Origin of the sequence: Neolewinella antarctica (assembly GCF_011927835.1) — a bacterium.
Classification (GTDB): Bacteria; Bacteroidota; Bacteroidia; order Chitinophagales; family Saprospiraceae; genus Neolewinella; species Neolewinella antarctica.
In genome coordinates this window covers 1,164,694-1,182,206 of the sequence record NZ_JAATJH010000001.1, presented here as the reverse complement: position 1 = coordinate 1,182,206, position 17,513 = coordinate 1,164,694, and the positions used below count along the sequence as shown (strand labels likewise).

The window sequence follows — 17,513 nt, the reverse complement described above, 5'->3', positions numbered from 1 at the left end:
CCCCCATGAAGTTTTTTGAGACACTCAAAAACATCTGGTCCATTGAGGAGCTCCGTAAGCGCATTCTGTTTACGCTCCTGCTAATTGCCATTTACCGCCTGGGTTCCTACATCGTTTTGCCCGGTGCGGACGTAGTTGCTCTGAAAGCACAGTTGGATAACTCAGGTGATCCAAATGACTTGATGGGGCTAATCAATATGTTCACGGGTGGGGCGTTCAACAACGCTTCCATCATGGCACTGGGTATCATGCCCTACATCACGGCGAGTATTATCGTCCAGTTGTTAGGCTTTGCCGTTCCGTACTTTCAGAAACTTCAGACTACCGAAGGAGAATCTGGAAGAAAGAAACTCAACCAAATCACACGTGCGCTAACGGTGGCCATTACGCTCGTCCAGGGCGCCGGTTATCTCACTTACATTAGCTCCAATGGCGGCCAGTCCGCCGCTGTTTCTGATTCAGTGTTCTGGCTTAGTGGCATCGTTATTCTATCGACAGGTACCATTTTTGCCATGTGGTTGGGTGAACGAATTACCGACCGTGGCATCGGTAACGGTGTATCCTTACTGATTACCGTTGGTATCATCGTTGGTCTTCCCGCAGCGCTTGGGTTTGAATTGCAGGATAAATTTGGCAACGGTGGTTTGCTGGTCTTCGTGATCGAAATGCTTGCCTTCTTTATGGTGACGTTATTGACCGTAATGATCGTGACGGGCGTCCGTAGAATTCCCCTACAGTTCGCTCAGCGGGCGGTAGGACGCGGCGATCGCTCTGCACCGACGGCAACGGCTCGTGACTACATTCCCCTCAAAGTCAATGCCTCCGGTGTAATGCCGATCATCTTCGCTCAGGCACTTATGATCCTTCCCGTCAGTCTCGCTGGCTGGGGTGGTGGACAAAACGTAGAGTCCAGCTGGTTCGTACAGCAATTCAATGACTTTACGTCTCCGCTCTACAATCTGGTCTATTTCATACTAGTCGTCGTTTTCACTTATGTCTACACTGCCCTGGTAGTGAACCCCGGGCAGTATACGGAATACCTTAGCCGCCAAAACGCCTTTATTCCCGGTGTGCGTGGTGGTCAGGAAACGGAAAACTACATCGACTCAATTACTAGTCGCATCACGTTACCCGGTTCCATTATTCTTGGCCTGATCGCTATTCTGCCAGGACTAGTCGCAACATTGGGCGTTAATCCCGGCTTCGCACTGTTCTTCGGTGGTACTTCATTGATTATTATGGTAGGCGTAGTACTCGACACGCTCGACCAGATCAACAGTTACCTTCTCATGCGGAAGTACGATGGACTGGTTAAAGAAGGAACCGTGGTGGGACGTAATGGCGGTAGCCGAATGCAAAGCATCGGTGCTGACTTCTAAAACTCAACACCCCGCCCAAGGACTTGAAAAGCCCCCACCGATTCATTCGGCGGGGGCTTTTTGATTTGCGATCCGAAAGTCAAAGGATAGATGAGAAAGGTGACACGGAGCATTGTCACGTAGGGAACAAGTCACTTATTCTAATAACCGAAGTATGGTAGAAGTAGCGTCATACCAGTGCTGGAAGTGGACTTGACTACACGCACTATCCCGCATAACGGGGCTACCTTTTGACGCATGCTGCGGTCACCATGAGGTTGGCATTGAATTATCATCATTGGTTGATTAATCTTGCTCCACGGTGATGTCTCGAATATCGCTTCAGGTAAGTAATCGAGGCAACAGAATTATTTACCAGTAGCTATATTATTTGATGAACTAGCTAGTTGCTCATCAGGCTTCTGATGACGGGTTACGTATCAGAATCCTAACCGTGATCAAAACTGTTTTCTTTTGGCTGCTCGAAATTTGGTCGGGCGATTGCCCCGTGGACAGTTTGTGCTGACGAACTGCTGGTATCGTTAGGTAGGTGACAGGACTCGAATGACCGTGACGGCAGTAACCCCGAGCTTATTTCAGCGGGATCAGTGGAAAGAGATCAAGTGTGAATCTAGAACTGTCTCGTTTCCCGCTCTAATCGCGTCGGTAGATTACGATCCCTCCCGCCAGCGTATCCACCGGACTAAAATAATCCAGGAGGAGTCGACGTACTACGGCAGGCCTATCTTCCGTAGTAGCATTACCGAATAAGTAGGTCAGGTTAGGGTTGTCAAGCAGTCGCTGCGCTTCTTTACGCTCATCGATCTGGAAAGCCCGGATGTGCTGATCCAAGAAGAGTAGCGAAGAATGGACGTAGGGCGTAGGTACGTTCCGCTCCAACAGGTGGTAAGTGATTTGCCCCCCGCTCAGGCCAAAAAAAGTTTCTTCCGGCGGCAGCCTCTCCCGCAGGTAACTGGCAACGCGAACGGGTTGATCGTCCTTACCGGAATAGCGAACGAAATGCAGCACGCCAATTAGCACGGATAGGATAATGAGTAGGGTGGGGACGTAATTCTTTATCCCCGCCCCTCGTCGCCAGATAGTACCATCATTACTCACGGCCCAGTAGGCACCGGCCAGGGAAGCCAGCGCTGGAAACAACTGTACTTGGTAGTGACCAAACCGTTTGCCGGTGATCAGCACGACAATAGTTACGAACACAAATTGTAGTAGCAGGTAACGGGTCCAGACCCAACCCTCCCTGCGCTCTTGGTGATTACTCCGCACCAGCGACAGCGCCCCCAAAATCACGAAGGGCGAAAACCGCAACGCGAAATCCCCCATGTACTTTAACCGCAGGTACCACGCAAGCTCTACCGGGTAGGCACCGTTCACGTCGAAGAGGTAGAACCGGAGTGTATCCAGCAGACCGAGCTGCTGGTAGTACAGAAAGACCCCCACCAGGGGTAAAGAAAAGCCCAGTACCAACAATAGCCCGGTGCCAAATAACCGGCCGTAGTCCTTAAGGCTGAAATAGAACCAGACCAAAAATAAACCAACCGCCCCGGCTTCCGCCGCCGCGAAGGGTTTGATGATCATTGCTAACCCGAGGAGTAACCCCGCTACCGGCCAGTGCCACACTGGGTCCGTCTTACCACCAGCAACCCGGGGCGCTACGGCCAGCGCTACCGCGAAAATCGTTAAACAGTTAAAAAAGATCTCTGTGTTGGGCGACAGCCCGTAGTAACTGAAAAGACTACACATCAAGCAGTAGGCAAGCGCCGCCGCAACGCCGGCGGCCGTGCCTAATGTAGCCCGCCGCGTCGCCAGGAATAAACCCCAGCCACCAAGCGCGACCACCAGCGCCGCCGCTAACCTCAGCAACGGTATGCTTCCCCCCGTCAGCTTTATCAAGCCCGCGTAGATCCAGAAGATTCCGATGGGTTTGGTGTCGACTACGTCGCGTAAGTAAACCTCGCCACGGAGTAATTCGTCGGCAATAACGATGTAAGTGCTCTCGTCGTGATCGATTACCGAGATAAAGAAAGAGCCCCACCGCAGCAGAATGGCAAAGACTGAAAAAATAGCCAGCCACTGCCAGGGGTGGAGTTTACGGTAATTGGGAAGGGCGAAGATGAGCGCTGAGTTTACGCAGCCGGGGCGGCGGCGATCGTGATGGTGACAACCGTGCCCGGTTGAGCCTGGCCCGGATACTGATCGGTAGTGGTAAAGGTAAAGTTGACGTCCTTATTTCCGGCAAGAACGGCTTGGCGGTCCTGAAGAATTTGCGTGGAGCGGGAAGCATTGGTTTTCGGGCCCGCCCGTCGGCCCGCCACTTCGCGGCCGACACCATTATCCGCCACGCGGCAAACGAGTGTGTCTTCGTCATCCGCGGCTAATAGAAAACTTACCGTGAGCAGCCCTCCTTTTTTAAGCGGTAGTAAACCGTGATTGATGGCATTTTCCACGAGCGGCTGCAACAGGAACGATGGTAATTCGTCCATGGCGGGGTCGAGGTCCGCTCCTACCTCAATCCGGTAGGCAAATTTGTCCGGAAACCGCAGTCGTTCCAGCCTTATGTAATGGTCGAGTAACTCTACTTCATCGGCGATCGTGCTGGAAGGTTTCCGGGACGCTTCCATGTACAAACGCATCAGTCGGCTAAAATCCGTCAGGTAACGCGCCGCACTTTTCGGGTCCTCCTTGTAAACGAACTCCCGAATGGCGTTCATCGCGTTAGAAATAAAGTGTGGGTTCATTTGCTGACGCAAGGATCTTAATTCCAACATCTGTACGCGTTGTTGGGCCAGATAACGCTCGCGCAGCCGCAGGAACCGCAGCCGGATGAATCCGCCAACTAAAGAGACGACGATGGTGGCCGCCAGGAGGTAAAACCAGCTTTGTTGGTACCACGGTCGCAAAACAACGATGGATAGTGGCGGTATGGCCCTGGTCGATCGCCCGGAACCATCGGTCGCCCGGAGGTTAAATTCGTACCGGCCGGGTGGTAGTCTGGAATATCGAACTGACGGTGTAGTGGTGGGCACACGCCAGTCGGGATCGAGGCCGGTAAGCATGGTCTCATACGTAGGCGTGCCCGCCCCCGTGTAATCCGGCAGGGCAAACTCCAGCGAGAAATAGGCAACGCTTGGTTCCACGACCAGCGGGCCAGCGGGGGTAGGAAGGAGGTCGCTGGATTTTTCGAACCCGATGTTCTCGTCGAGGTCACGGTAGCGTAGCAGCACGGGTTTATACGGGCTCGGGGGAGGCACCAAATCCGTCGCCGCAAAGCTAACGAAGCCATTTATGCCCCCGGCGAGCCAGCGGTCGCCGTGCGCATCGTAATGCAGGGAGGAGGTGTTGAATTCATTGTTTCCCAGCCCTTCCGCGGTCGTGTAGTGGTAATCCTTACCCGCGTCGTGTAATGCCAGGCCGTTGAAGGTCGTAACAATTATTTGGCTGTCTTTCGTCATGGCCATGCCGGCAACGCTGTTGCTGGGAAGGGATATGAAGCCGTCGACTTCGGGCACTTTTCCGTGGGCAAGTATTCCACCACGGTGCTCGAAGGTTTCCGCAGCGATGTCGAAGCGCTGAATCCCCTCGCTGAGCGTTCCGAGTAGGATCGATTTATTCCGGGGGGGCATGACCGCGGTGATTTGGGTTGGCCGACCGCCGGGGAGCGCGTACTGACGTAACGACCCGTCGGCGGGGGAGAACCGGTAAAATCCCCTGATCGTGCCGATCCAGAACAGGTCTGTTTCAGGGTCGTGCGCAACTCCCCTCGGGTATCCGAACATGCCGCCGGTAGGGGACCGCAGTGCGACCTCGCTGATGGTGCCGGTACGAATATCAAACTGGAAGACAGCCCCCGGCCTATTTTGCCGCCAGTATTCCGTAAATAACCAGATAACTTCCCGCCCCTCGTCGTGGATCAGGTACCTGATGATCTGATTCTTTACGGGCAGATAGAAAATGCGCCAAGTGTCTTTGGCGGGTTCGTAACGACTTAAAAAGCTGACGCTACTGGGTGGGGCGATGTTGCAACTGTGGCCGTAGACGTAAGGCCCGACCGACAGCAGGTTAGTCCCGCAGCCCATTTGCTCGACTTCCCGACCGAGTTCGTCCCGGATGGTAATCGTATCGACGCGGCCCGTAGCTGCGGATAGCCGGAACCAGGCGTTGGTGCCGGTGTCCTTATTCGCGATGACGTCACCGTTCGCGGTGGTCGTAAAACCGCGCATTACGTGGCCGAATTGAGACTTCGTTATGTTGGAGGTGTACATGTGGCGCAAAAAAGGGGCCGACGTGTTGTGTTTAAAGACAACTGTTTGCAGCCCCCCGTAAGTAGCCAGCGTAATGCCTTTTGTAAAGTCGTCGCCCCGGGCGCTGATGATTCGGTCTTCGTCGGCTAACAACCACGCCAGGTCGTGTATGCGGTCGTCAACGACCAAATAAAAGCGCTCCCAACGCAGGGAGAATATGTTCAAACGCGCCAAGATAGCATTACCCGCTTCGTCTTCTGCGTAATAATTCAACTCCTCATCCGCAAGCTCCGTGCTCGCCGCCTTCTCAAAAATATCGATACCCGCTGGCTTATAAAAAACGCCCTCATTCGTAAGGCAGACCAGGCGGTTCCGGCGGTCCATTTGCAGGTCATAAACCTTGCCGTTGCTCCCCAGGGTGGGCAGGTCGTAGATAGCCACGTCCCGACCCTTCACCTCCGTCACGCTGCCGCTGTGGGCGAAATAGGTAACGAAATGGTCATCTTCGGCGTAGATCAGTTGCTCAGTAATGTCCGTGATGCGCGGCCGCGGGTGCAGGGCATTATGCGTAGGAGCGGAGTGGCCGGGCGTGATTCTTAAGCTCCGTAAGCTATCCCGGCAGAGGAAGTATAATTCTTGACCACTACGCTGATACACACCAAGGGCGCCGGGAAGGTGAAACCCCGTGCTGCGGAGGGTGTACGGGTTAAAAACTTCCGTGGAGTCGACTTCACCGGATGGGGTTGAATAAATCAGCCCGTCATGCCCCAGCGTCAGTGCGCCCGAAAACTGCTGCGGCACCCGTCCGAAAGACGTAAACCCCCGCCCGTTGTAACGGACCAAACCGGCCGCCGTGCTCAGCCACATTACCCCGTTGGTGTCCAGCACGGTGCTGCGTACCTCCCGGTGGGGAAGGCCGTCTTCCAGCGAGAGCTTAACGGAGGTCGTCATTTGCGGACCGAAAGACTGTGCATCCAGCGACCGCGCACTACCGGCCAGACCAAAGAACACGAGCGGAAGCCAAACAAAGATCGACGAAACTGAAAGGGGGTTTTTCATGAACTGTAACGAAAGTACGCAATTGACGGTGTAACAAGGAACTACCTTGCCGGCCGAACCCGTTACCTTACGGATATGATCAAAGCATTACTGATTGATGATGAACCGGCGGCCAGTCGGGCGCTTGGCGTAATGCTCCGAACCGCGCACCCCGAGATACATATTAGTGGCGTCGCAACCACCGTCAGGGAGGGCCTGTCGAGCACCATCACCCACCAGCCCGATCTGCTTTTCCTGGACATCAACCTTCCCGATGGCCGCGGCTTCGATCTCATTCGCCAACTCCGCCCTGAGTCCCGCCCGGAGATCATCTTCGTGACGAGTGCGGAGGAATACGCGATGCAAGCCATCAAGGTGGCCGCCCTCGGTTATCTCGTCAAGCCAATCGACCCCGTTGAACTCACTCAGTCGATTGCCGTGGCTAAAATTCGTATCCGACAACGTAACGGCGAACGCCGGCTACGGGCCCTCCTGAGTAACCTCGACCGGGCCGATAATGCCACCAAGCAAATCAGTATCCCCTCGGAAAAGGGAGTTGAATTTGTCGAGGCCGGTAACATACTCTGTTGCCAGGGGGTAGACGGATACACCAGCATTGAACTTAGCGACGGTAGTAAGCGACTGTCTTCCTACAGCATCGGTGAATACCGCAAGATGCTCGCGCCGTACGGTTTTTTCGCCGTCCACCGGTCTTATCTCGTCAACCGCGTTCACGTCACCGGTTGGGCGGATACCTCGACGTTGCGGCTCAAAAATAGCCGCCTGATCGACGTGAGCCGGCGAAAAAAAGCTGCCGTCAAAGCCTGGCTAGCTTCCTGACTAATGAGCCCGACCGCAATAATCTACCACTAATCGAACGAACCGTACCGCTCGTAAAATGGGTCGCTGCACAACCTAACCTTGGCCCCCCTACGAACCTTACATTTACGTACAGACTCGGGAAATACAGCAGGCACTAACACATTTGGACTTTTTTTTGGAACACACACTGATTTATCTAGATAGCCAGCAAGCATTCGGACAACACACTACACACTTTCGTATTCAAGGCCACCCGGCCCGCCTTCACCGGTGGCCGGGTGTTTCTTATTGAGGCCTAAAGAATACAGTTTACCGGCCCTAATACCGAAGCTTGATTAGTTATTGGAAATCGAGGGCCATCGTAGCTTATTCGCGCCGGGTGAGTATGACGAAGCCTAACCCCCATACACAAGTAACAATATCATTTTCCCGGTGCCGTTTTGTGTTACCTTGCGCGCGCAAGCATCGTCCCATAAAAACAGGCTTGTATCACCAGATTGATCATCGCTGATATCATGTGCCGTACACGCATTACGGAACCTGGCGTGAGCCGATTATTATTTAGTTATCCAGCAAAAGGTCGGTACGTCCGGCCGCTCACAAAAATAAATATGCTCCGTTACATAGCTCTTTTGGCCTGCCTTACGTCTAGTTTAATCGCTCAGGCGCAACGCGCAGCGCAAACCTTACCTACCTCCAACGATCAGGCTCGCGAGTTCGCCGCCACCATCACCGCGGATGATCTTCGCGACCACCTCACCATCATTTCTGATGATGACATGGAAGGCCGCGAGACGGGCCAGCCCGGTCAGAAGAAAGCAGCGGCGTACCTGAAGGGGGAGTTCGTGAAACTAGGCTTGCCCCCGATCGGTGAAGACAAAGGTTACTTTCAAACCATCATCTTCAAGCGCCAGAAATGGGATACGGTAGCGATGTCGCTAAACGGGAAGCCGCTTCGCCACCTCTTCGAATACGCCACGGCCCCGAGCCAGAACACCAGCCGTGCTGCGGTCGACATTGACGAAATTACCTTTGTCGGCTACGGCGTCGACAGCCCGACCTACAGCGACTACGACAACGTGGACGTGAACGGCAAGCACATCATCATGCTCGCCGGTGAACCCACGGACCGGAAAGGAAACTACTACGTTTCCGGCAGCGCCAGGCAGTCCGAATGGAGCACCGACGTGGAAGCTAAACTCCGCGTGGCAAAAGAAAAGGGTGCCGAAACCGTTTTCGTTATCGATCCCGATTTTGCGGACAATATTCGCGACATCCGCCAGGAAACACTCGACGGTCGGATGAGAATGGCCGAAGGAATGGAAACGGATCGAACCACCGCCAACGTGGTGTACCTAACGCCACAATTGAGCCGCAAAATCTTGGGTAAAAAGGAGAGAAGGGTCATTAAGGCGCGTAAAAAGCTTACGAAGTCGGGTAAGTTAAAGCCAGTGGTAATTCCCACCAATTTGCGCCTCACTCAGCAGAAGCAAGTCGACGAACTGATCGGGGAAAACATCTACGGTTTCGTGGAAGGGAGCGACCCTCAGCTGAAAGAGGAAGTGTTGGTGATCAGCGCCCACTACGACCACATCGGAAAGCGGGGCGACGACGTGTTTAACGGCGCGGATGATAACGGCTCCGGTACGAGCACCATTCTCGAAATTGCGGAAGCTTTCACCACCGCCAAGAAAGCTGGTGCCGGTCCGCGGCGCAGCGTTCTCTTTTTACTCGTCAGCGGCGAGGAAAAGGGCTTGCTCGGTTCGGAGTACTACGCCGCCCACCCGCTGTTCCCCCTGGAAAATACGATCGCCGACATCAACGTCGACATGGTTGGCCGCGTCGACGACGAGCACGCCGATAACCCCGAATATATTTACGTCATCGGGTCCGATCGCTTGAGCACGGAACTGCACGAAATCAATGAGCGCATGAACGCCACGTTCACCAACATCGAGCTCGATTATACGTACAACGCGGAGGATGACCCCAACCGGTACTACTACCGCTCCGACCACTACAACTTCGCCGTCAAGGGCATCCCGAGCGTGTTCTTCTTCAACGGTACCCACGCCGACTACCACCAGGCGACGGATACGGTCGATAAGATCAACTTCGACAAAATGGCCAAGATCGGCCAGCTCGTCTTTCACACGGCGTGGCAGCTGTCCAATCAGGATCGGCGGATCGAAGTCGACGTACAGAAGTAAGGTTCGGTTATTTTACTACGGGCAACGCCCCGTCATCATTAGGTGGCGGGGCGTCGTTCGTAGTGAGGTAGCGCTTTATTAGGGAGGCTTTAATCCGGGCGAAAGCTAAGAAGGGATTTTCAAGAATTGGGGATGAGTAAGTTAGTCGTGTTCGCCGGGATCGGGGAATTGGCGTTGTGGTAGATAATCGCGATCAAAAAAGCCACCACGGCTACGATCATCCCGAACAGAAAGATATTGTAGCAGATGCGCAAAAAGGTGTACTTCTTGGCCAGCACGATACCTAGGTAGTAAAGATCTCGCGTCATGGAGCTGTACAGGAAATCCTCATCCCTGATCATCTCCATCATCCCGTAGTGAAAATCATCGATGGGCATTTTATAAAAGTTACCGAAGAAGAGTAGATTACTGCGGCGCGCCTTGATGTCTTCCATGCTGCTTTTTCCCTCCGTCACTTTCGGTCGCGTTGCCTGGATCGCGTAGAAAAGGGAGGCTAGGCAAACGCCCACCAGAATCACCGTGGGCACGACGAGGTGCGTGTTGGTGTCTAGCTTAGTGGCCAGGTTAGCGACCACGACGGAGAGCACGATGGCGTTTACCGACAGCATGATGTTTGCCTTGGAATCGGCCATGCTGCTCAGGTTGACGTGGGTGCGGTAAGTCGCGCGGTACATAGTTTCCACCCCGCGGCCGGGTTTAAATCCGGGGTCTTTTCCCGTTTTCTTCACCTCCGCTCGTTTTAGCTTCTTGAGCTGTTTCTTCTGTTTCTTAGCGATCTCCAGTTCCTGAAGGTTGGTGGGTGTTTGGTCCGGGAAAAGCGCTTTCTTACGTTTGTAGAGTTGCTTGACGTGCTTACTTTTTCGTTCGCCAAAAAGCTCACGGGCGGCTTCGGTGTGGTATTCGTGGTTGAGCATAAAGCCGAGTTCGAAATCGATCCACTCCTGGTCGGACATCACCAGATCACGGGTCAGCGCGAATTCTTGCCGGACGCGGCCGCAACGATCCCAGTAACTAAGGTCGCCGAGGTGGCTCAGGTCGGCATCGGCAACGATCTGCTCGATGAAATTAGTGGGCTGCTGTGGCATACGCGTTGCGCGGATCGCTCCGGCAATTGACGCAAAGAGGCTCGTATCGTCCACACCGTTGTCACGGAGGTAGCCATGGGCGTTCGTAATGCTTCTTTCTTCGTGATCCTCCCAACCTTCGGCGTAGCCGGTGTCGTGAAACCAGGCCGCTAGTACGATGATGAATTTCTCTTCCGACGTTACTTCGTAGTGGTCGGCTAATTCGCGCGCTGCATCGACTACGGCGCAGGTGTGCTGGAAGTTGTGGTAGACAAATTCACTCGCCACGTTTTCGTGGATGTACTTTTCCACGTAGGCTTCTGCGTCCGCCAGCAGTTGTTTACGGTCCACGATAATCTCCATAGGTGGCAATATACGGATCATAGTACCGTAGAATCGGCACCCCGGTAATTATCGGGGTGGGTGCGGGGAAGTGGGGTAGGGGAGTCGATCCCACCATCATCGCCGGCCCGGTTACAGTTTCTCATCGACCTCAGCCAAAGCGTCCTCGTCCACCGGACCGAACCAAGTCGCCATTTGTCCGCGCGCGTTGCCTTTTACCTCATCGTTTACGTAAGCCGCAATCGTCACTAACGCAAAACTCAGGACGCCGAGATCGTCCGTGTAGCCCAGCAAAAAACTGAAATCGGGGATGGCGTCAATGGGCACGATGAGGTAGCCCAGGCCACCCATGGCTAATCGCTTAGCCCACGTGGGCGTCTCGGGGCGCTTGTAGGCGAAGTAGAGCAGTAGTGCCGTATATACTACCTTGGCACCCGCGGCCACGCCAACTCGCCTGAGCTTTTCCCACAGCTTCAATTCACTGAAACGGTCGCGGTATTTTTTCAATCCCTGCATCTTGGATAGTTTGAGTACGGCAAGATAACGCTAGCTTCCCCGATTTGGGTTTCGCCCGCTACTTAATTCTCGACGTATGCCCCGCCCCCGGCCCGTACTGTACCTTAGCCGGAGAATTTACCGCCGTGCCATGCTGACCACCCCCTCCGTCCCCCTTCTCATTCGCCTGGTCCTGCTGCTCGGCGTCTGCGTGCTGGCGGTAGCCTGCGTTCCGCCCACTGAAGAGAAATTTGAAGGCATCGTCGTTGACCTGAACGACCTGACCACCCGCCGCATCTACGAGCACCAGAACGGACGCCACGTTGATAGCCTGCTGACCTACCTCTCCCACCCAAACCCCAGTTACCGTTACCAGGCAACGCGTGCCCTCGGATCGTTCCCAGAACTACCCGCCACGGGCCACGCTATGCTAATTGAGCAACTAGCGGATCGCTACGAACTCGTCCGCTCGGCGGCCGCCTACGCACTTGGGCAGACCGGAGAAGAGACACTCGCCCGGTCACTGGCCGCCGCCTTCGATACCCTCGGTCAACTGCAAGAATACAACGCCGCCATCCTCACCGCAATTGGTAAGACGGGCGGGGCGAGCGTGCTCGATCAGGTGACGGCCATCACCACCTACCGGCCTGCGGATACCCTGTTGCGCTCGGCACAGGTACGAAGCCTACTATATTTCGGCCGCCGTGGTATTCGCTCCGACGCGGCGGATAGCTTGGTGCTGGACCGGCTGCTGGACCCAACCGTCGCCCCCCAAACGAAGCAGGAAGCTAGCTTCTACGCCCAACGCTTCCCGTTGCGTGCCACGACGGGTCAGGACGAAAAGTTGCGTCAGGCCCTACGGACCGAAATCGACCCCGACCTACTGATGGGTGTTGTCCGCACCCTGGGCGGGGTGAATTCGGCCGCCGCGCGGATCGCCTTGCTGCGTGCTCTGGAAGAACAGTCGGACTGGCGCGTACGGGTGGAAGCCCTGAAGGGGTTAGCTGATTACGATTATGCCCTCGTGCGCCCCGCCGTGCTGCAACGACTGTCGGATGAGCACCCGCTCGTCCGCAGGCAGGCCGCCGCCTACTTACGGGAGCACGGTGATGCCTCCGACGCGACTTACTACCACCGCTTCGCAAAAGATTCTACCCGCACGGACATCCGCTACCAACTCTTCGGCGCCGCCAATAAATACCTCCCGCTTTACCTAACCGACTACCGGGGTAGAATCAACTACGACCTGCGCCAGGCTTACGCCACCACGCAAAGTGATTACCACCGGGCGGAAATACTACAGGCCCTCGCCGAGTTCCCCTGGAATTACCGGACAATCCACGACCTGTACAAGGAAAGCGGCTCTCCCGTGGTGCGCAGTGCCGCCGCCGAGGCATTGTACTCCATCAGCGAGCGGGAGGATTTCGCGGCTTTTTTTCGGGGTAGTTCGAGCCGTGTCCGACTTGACCTGGCCGGGTTTTTTCAGGAGATGGTAACGAGCCTTGCCGTCGGGCCAGCTTATCACGCCGCCAACGCCATTGCGGCGCAGCCTACCGTTTACGGGCCACTCTATCCCGATCAAGTCTGGCTCCGGTCCGCACTCAAGTCCTTCAAGCTGCCCCGGGAGCTAGAGGCATATTACGCCGTTGACGCAGCCCGCGCCGCGCTGGCCGGGGAGCCCAAGCCGACTCCACAACAGCCTACATCAGTGGCGCAAGCCATTGACTGGGAAGTGTTGGGAGCGGGAGGAAAAGACGTACTGGTCCGCACCAGTGTCGGCCGCTTCAGCCTTAAAATGTTGCCGGACATTGCTCCCGCGACGGTGACTAACTTTTTGCAGCGGGTGGGGGAAGCTTACTACGACGGCAAGTCGTTCCACCGCGTTGTACCCAATTTTGTCGCCCAGGGTGGTGGCCCTTTGGGGGATGGCTTCGGGGCGGAAAGTTCGTTCGTGCGCACCGAGACGCCGGGTATTCGGTTCGACCGGCCGGGCCTCGTGGGGATGGCGAGCGCGGGTAAGGACACGGAAGGTGTTCAGTTTTTTATTACTCACCGCGCCGCGCCGCATCTAGATGGTAATTACACCATTTTTGCCGAGGTGACCAGTGGGCAGGAGGTCGTCGATCGCATCACGGTCGGCACGATCATCGAAAGTATCGAAGCGCAGTAACCAATACCGTACAGCATGTCATTACGCAACAAGATTCAGGACGCGGCGGACCTATCATTGGCCAATACCAGTGAGCTCCGCCGGCACCTCCACCAGTACCCGGAGTTGAGTTTTGCGGAGTACGAAACCCAGCAATTTATTGCCGATCGACTCCGGCAGTTGGGTATTGCGCACCAGGAGATTGCCGGCACGGGCTTGATCGCGGAAGTAGCGGGGGGCGCTGGCGCGGGTGCCGTGGTTGCCCTGAGGGCCGACATCGACGCGCTTCCGATCACGGAGGTAAATGAGGCTCCATACGCATCCAAAAATCCGGGCGTGATGCACGCCTGCGGGCACGACGTGCACACGGCGAGTTTGCTGGGGGTGGCGGAGATTTTGCAGTCCGTACGGCAAGATTTTAGGGGAAAAGTGCGCTTCCTCTTTCAACCGGGGGAGGAAAAACTTCCCGGCGGCGCAACGCTGATGATCAAGGACGGTGCCCTGAAAAACCCCGTGCCCGCGGCCATTTTCGGCCAGCACGTCCACCCGCCCCTGGCGGCCGGCAAGGTCGGCTTCCGCCCCGGCGTGTACATGGCCAGCACCGATGAGTTGTACCTCACCATCAGGGGAAAAGGAGGGCACGGGGCCATGCCCCACAACGCCGTCGATCCCATCGTGATTTCGGCCCACATCATCACCGCCGTGCAGCAACTCATTAGCCGCAATACCGACCCGACCCTACCGGCCGTGATCACCTTTGGCCGTATCGAGTCCGACGGAGGGGCGACGAACGTCATCCCCAACTCAGTAAGTTTGCTGGGTACCCTACGGACCCTCGACGAAGACTGGCGCAAAGAACTACACGTGCGGCTAGAAAAGCTCGTCACCGGAATGGCGAAATCAATGGGGGGCGAGGCGGAATTACGCATTGGCCACGGTTACCCGTTCCTCAAAAACGATGAACAACTAACGCGCTGGGCTTTTGCGGAGGCCCAACAGTTTCTGGGCGAAGACAATGTAGTCGAACTGCCAATCCGCATGACGGGCGAAGACTTTGCCTTCTACACGCACCACCTACCCGCCTGTTTCTACCGGTTGGGCGTAAGGAACGAAGCACGCGGTATCACGAGCTCGGTCCACACCGATACTTTTGACGTCGACGAAGCCTGTCTGCGTACCGGGCCGGGCCTGATGGCCTGGCTCGCGGTACAGAAGCTGAATGGTTAAGGTCTTATCCTAGACGTCCCGCACGAAGGAGCGCCAGTCGATGAAGAGCAAGATGCCCACGTCAATGGTTACAAAAAGATGCTTTCCTCCGCCGGCCAGGGCTACGTTGACCGCGTTGTTGGGAGTGGGGATTTTGCCGATTAGTTTTCCTTCCAGGTCCGCCACGTAAACCGCATCGCCGCCGCCAACGAGTAGTCGGTCCTCAGTGGTAACCGCGCCGTCGGGCACGCCTTTCGCAACCTGAAAGCAGCAAGCGCCTTCACCACTAATTTTACCGGTCTTCGGATCGAAGTCAAACTTCCAGACGGATTTCCTGCGGCCCAGCTCGATGTCGTCGCCGTGCGCACCGTCGTTGCTGGTATCGGTGATGAAAAGTGTCCGCTCGTCCGGGCTCAACGCTAAACCGTGGGGCATTTCCAGCGCACAGCGGAAACTAGTCATCGTTCCGTCCGCCGTCCTCACGTAGATCGCCGGCTCCAATTGCGGGGCGGGGCGGAAGTCCTGGCGGAAACCGTAGTCCGGATCGGAAAAGACCAGGTGGCCGGCTTTTGTCAAGATAACTTTGTTGAGCGAGTTAAACTCATGCCCCTCAAAATTGTCGACCAGCACCTTGCGGGTATGGTCGGCAACGTTGACGCTGCTAATTAGTGATGGTCGACTTTTATCGCCCTGCTCGGCCACCAGGAGGTCACGGCCCTTTTGGCTCAGGCACATGCCGTTCGCCATGCCGGCGTCGTGGTGAAACAGACGGGGGGAAATTTGCATGGCGGCATCCTCGGGTAGGCCCTTCCACAACTCATCCTCGTCGCACAGATCGAAGTGGCTAAAATCAAGGAATTCGATGTCCACCCGGCGGCGTCCGTCCAGGTGCGTTTTGGTGGTGTAGTAGAGCCGGCACTGATCGGCGACCCAGACGGGGCCTTCATGGGCGTCGGCAACGAAGAAATGAGGCTTTTGCATACTAATTCCAACGGAGCTTGTTTCGCCGGGGTTCGCGCCCCGCCGTACCTTTGCCGGTCGCCCACCAAACCAGCTTCCCGCATGCGCGCTAAAAAGTCCTACGGTCAACACTTTCTCAACAACGAACACTACGCGCTACAGATCGCCCAGTCGCTTCAGCTCACGGATCAGTACGATCACGTGCTGGAAGTAGGGCCGGGGCAGGGCATGCTGACCAAGCACCTGCTGGAGCGGGAAAAAGATTTTTCGCTAACGGTGAGTGAGGCGGACAAAGACATGATCGCCTACCTCGGTGAGCACTTCCCCCAGCTCGACGGACGGGTGCAACCGGGCGATTTTTTGAAACTGGACGTGGCGGAGTTGTTCGGCGGCAAGGCTTTCGGGCTCATCGGTAATTATCCCTACAACATCAGTAGCCAGATCCTTTTCAAAATGCTGGATAACTACGAGCAGATTCCGGAGATGACCGGGATGTTCCAGAAGGAAGTAGCCGACCGGGTAGTCGCCGGCTCGGGTTCCAAAATCTACGGCGTGGTCGGCGTGCTGGTGCAGGCCCGTTACGAAGGCAAAGTGATTCTCAACGTCGGACCGGGGAACTTCAACCCGCCGCCCCGGGTGGATAGCGCGGTCATCCGCCTGACGCGGCGGGCCGAACCGTTGGTCGCGGACGAACGGTGGGGAGATTTCAAACACATCGTCAAGTCGGCCTTCGGGATGCGGCGCAAGATGTTGCGGAATAGCCTCAAAGCCGTCTTCGATCAGGATGTCCTGCGGGATGATTTCTTTCAGCGACGCCCGGAACAAGTTTCGCTGGAGGAATTTGCGGAACTGGCGCGGCGGTAAACTTTTGCGTTTTTGCCAAACGTTCCTGGCACTCGTCCCGACTTAGTCGGGAATAACGTGCACTCCCTTATTTTGTCGGGGTGGCCGCGCTTTAATGTCGTTCGGGAACGGTGCTAGAAGCCATCCGGCGGCTCCACCGATTCTACTTCTTCGATCAGAAATTCCAGTACGGTGTGGGCCGGCACGAGGGTGTCACCCCGCGGCGTCACGAGCCCCTCCGGTCCGTAGGCCAGATTGCTCGGCGCCAGGATTCGGATGCTTCCTCCGTTTTTTATCCGTTGCACGCCTAAGTTCCAAGCGGGAATCAAGTCACCCAGGCGGAAACCAAGTTTCTCGCCCCGGCTCCGGCTGTCGTCAAAAGCTTTCCCGTCGAGAAAACTGCCCCGGTAGTGGGCCGCTACGTAGTCGCCCGTAACGAAACCAACCGTTGCCCCCGGCGCGATGATCTCGTAGAAATACCCTTCCGGTGCCGCGTACACGTCGTAATTCTGGTCGATTGCCCGGTTGATGATGGCATTGCGCTGCCGCCCCGCCCGGTCGTCGGTCGGAGCTAATTCCGTGATGAGCCGTTCTTCGATGGCCGACCTAGTTGCCTCGTCTTTTTCGGGCGCCCCGATAGATAGCGGGGCGGGTTTCGGGTTTCCACAGAAGGCGAGGCTTAGGGCTAGTAGGAATGGAGCGTACAACCGGGCCCAAAGCTTAAGAGAATTGAAGACAAATAACATTCGCACAAATTTTATCGT

12 protein-coding genes are annotated in these 17,513 nt (G+C 56.0%); 6 read left to right on the top strand and 6 right to left on the bottom strand.

The genetic code is table 11. The annotated features are described in order from the left end of the window. Positions 1 to 5: 5 nt before the first annotated feature. On the top strand, positions 6 to 1,379 hold the full coding sequence (secY, locus tag GGR27_RS04740) for a preprotein translocase subunit SecY (protein ID WP_168036221.1): 1,374 nt from the start codon (positions 6 to 8) through the stop codon (positions 1,377 to 1,379). Positions 1,380 to 2,012: 633 nt separating this feature from the next. Here the strand turns inward: secY and GGR27_RS04735 are convergent. Both GGR27_RS04735 and GGR27_RS04730 read right to left on the bottom strand, forming a co-directional pair. Continuing rightward, complete coding sequence (locus tag GGR27_RS04735) at positions 2,013 to 3,293, bottom strand: ArnT family glycosyltransferase (protein WP_320060338.1); 1,281 nt, start codon at positions 3,291 to 3,293, stop codon at positions 2,013 to 2,015. Between the two features lie 212 nt (positions 3,294 to 3,505). After that, positions 3,506 to 6,679: a histidine kinase gene (locus GGR27_RS04730; RefSeq protein ID WP_168036219.1), complete on the bottom strand. Its 3,174-nt coding sequence runs from the start codon at positions 6,677 to 6,679 to the stop codon at positions 3,506 to 3,508. Positions 6,680 to 6,754: 75 nt separating this feature from the next. Between GGR27_RS04730 and GGR27_RS04725 the strand changes: the two genes are divergently transcribed. Together GGR27_RS04725 and GGR27_RS04720 are read left to right on the top strand one after the other, a co-directional pair. Beyond that, positions 6,755 to 7,498 carry a LytR/AlgR family response regulator transcription factor gene (locus tag GGR27_RS04725; protein ID WP_168036218.1) on the top strand — a complete coding sequence of 248 codons (744 nt, stop codon included), beginning with the start codon at positions 6,755 to 6,757 and terminating at the stop codon, positions 7,496 to 7,498. A 593-nt stretch (positions 7,499 to 8,091) separates the two neighbouring features. Next, positions 8,092 to 9,690 (top strand): M28 family peptidase, encoded by a 1,599-nt coding sequence (locus tag GGR27_RS04720; RefSeq protein WP_209037872.1) that lies wholly within the window; start codon positions 8,092 to 8,094, stop codon positions 9,688 to 9,690. Between the two features lie 119 nt (positions 9,691 to 9,809). On the opposite strand, the gene GGR27_RS04715 is transcribed toward GGR27_RS04720, so the two are convergent. Both GGR27_RS04715 and GGR27_RS04710 read right to left on the bottom strand, forming a co-directional pair. After that, entirely contained in the window at positions 9,810 to 11,117 is a 1,308-nt protein-coding gene (locus GGR27_RS04715; RefSeq protein WP_168036217.1) for a Pycsar system effector family protein, read from the bottom strand. Between the two features lie 111 nt (positions 11,118 to 11,228). Beyond that, positions 11,229 to 11,612, bottom strand: coding sequence for a YkvA family protein (locus GGR27_RS04710; protein ID WP_168036216.1), 384 nt, complete (start codon positions 11,610 to 11,612; stop codon positions 11,229 to 11,231). 76 nt (positions 11,613 to 11,688) lie between these two features. Here GGR27_RS04710 and GGR27_RS04705 point away from each other — a divergent pair, with 76 nt between their 5' ends. Together GGR27_RS04705 and GGR27_RS04700 are read left to right on the top strand one after the other, a co-directional pair. Next, a complete protein-coding gene (locus GGR27_RS04705; protein ID WP_168036215.1) occupies positions 11,689 to 13,761 on the top strand; it encodes a peptidylprolyl isomerase in 2,073 nt (690 codons plus the stop codon). Between the two features lie 15 nt (positions 13,762 to 13,776). Further along, positions 13,777 to 14,967 carry a M20 metallopeptidase family protein gene (locus GGR27_RS04700; protein ID WP_168036214.1) on the top strand — a complete coding sequence of 397 codons (1,191 nt, stop codon included), beginning with the start codon at positions 13,777 to 13,779 and terminating at the stop codon, positions 14,965 to 14,967. Between the two features lie 9 nt (positions 14,968 to 14,976). Here the strand turns inward: GGR27_RS04700 and GGR27_RS04695 are convergent, their stop codons facing one another. Next, a complete protein-coding gene (locus GGR27_RS04695) occupies positions 14,977 to 15,927 on the bottom strand; it encodes an SMP-30/gluconolactonase/LRE family protein (RefSeq protein ID WP_168036213.1) in 951 nt (316 codons plus the stop codon). A gap of 81 nt (positions 15,928 to 16,008) precedes the next feature. Between GGR27_RS04695 and rsmA the strand changes: the two genes are divergently transcribed. Beyond that, a complete protein-coding gene (gene rsmA, locus GGR27_RS04690; protein WP_168036212.1) occupies positions 16,009 to 16,770 on the top strand; it encodes a 16S rRNA (adenine(1518)-N(6)/adenine(1519)-N(6))-dimethyltransferase RsmA in 762 nt (253 codons plus the stop codon). A gap of 113 nt (positions 16,771 to 16,883) precedes the next feature. Here the strand turns inward: rsmA and GGR27_RS04685 are convergent, their stop codons facing one another. Further along, positions 16,884 to 17,495 (bottom strand): FKBP-type peptidyl-prolyl cis-trans isomerase, encoded by a 612-nt coding sequence (locus GGR27_RS04685; protein ID WP_168036211.1) that lies wholly within the window; start codon positions 17,493 to 17,495, stop codon positions 16,884 to 16,886. Positions 17,496 to 17,513: the final 18 nt, after the last annotated feature.

Bases quoted from the DNA above. Each gene is read 5' to 3' on its own strand.
- secY (WP_168036221.1), top strand. From the start codon at position 6: ATGAAGTTTTTTGAGACACTCAAAAACATCTGGTCCATTGAGGAGCTC.
- GGR27_RS04730 (WP_168036219.1), bottom strand. From the start codon at position 6,679: ATGAAAAACCCCCTTTCAGTTTCGTCGATCTTTGTTTGGCTTCCGCTC.
- GGR27_RS04725 (WP_168036218.1), top strand. From the start codon at position 6,755: ATGATCAAAGCATTACTGATTGATGATGAACCGGCGGCCAGTCGGGCG.
- GGR27_RS04720 (WP_209037872.1), top strand. From the start codon at position 8,092: ATGCTCCGTTACATAGCTCTTTTGGCCTGCCTTACGTCTAGTTTAATC.
- GGR27_RS04715 (WP_168036217.1), bottom strand. From the start codon at position 11,117: ATGGAGATTATCGTGGACCGTAAACAACTGCTGGCGGACGCAGAAGCC.
- GGR27_RS04710 (WP_168036216.1), bottom strand. From the start codon at position 11,612: ATGCAGGGATTGAAAAAATACCGCGACCGTTTCAGTGAATTGAAGCTG.
- GGR27_RS04705 (WP_168036215.1), top strand. From the start codon at position 11,689: ATGCCCCGCCCCCGGCCCGTACTGTACCTTAGCCGGAGAATTTACCGC.
- GGR27_RS04700 (WP_168036214.1), top strand. From the start codon at position 13,777: ATGTCATTACGCAACAAGATTCAGGACGCGGCGGACCTATCATTGGCC.
- GGR27_RS04695 (WP_168036213.1), bottom strand. From the start codon at position 15,927: ATGCAAAAGCCTCATTTCTTCGTTGCCGACGCCCATGAAGGCCCCGTC.
- rsmA (WP_168036212.1), top strand. From the start codon at position 16,009: ATGCGCGCTAAAAAGTCCTACGGTCAACACTTTCTCAACAACGAACAC.
- GGR27_RS04685 (WP_168036211.1), bottom strand. From the start codon at position 17,495: ATGTTATTTGTCTTCAATTCTCTTAAGCTTTGGGCCCGGTTGTACGCT.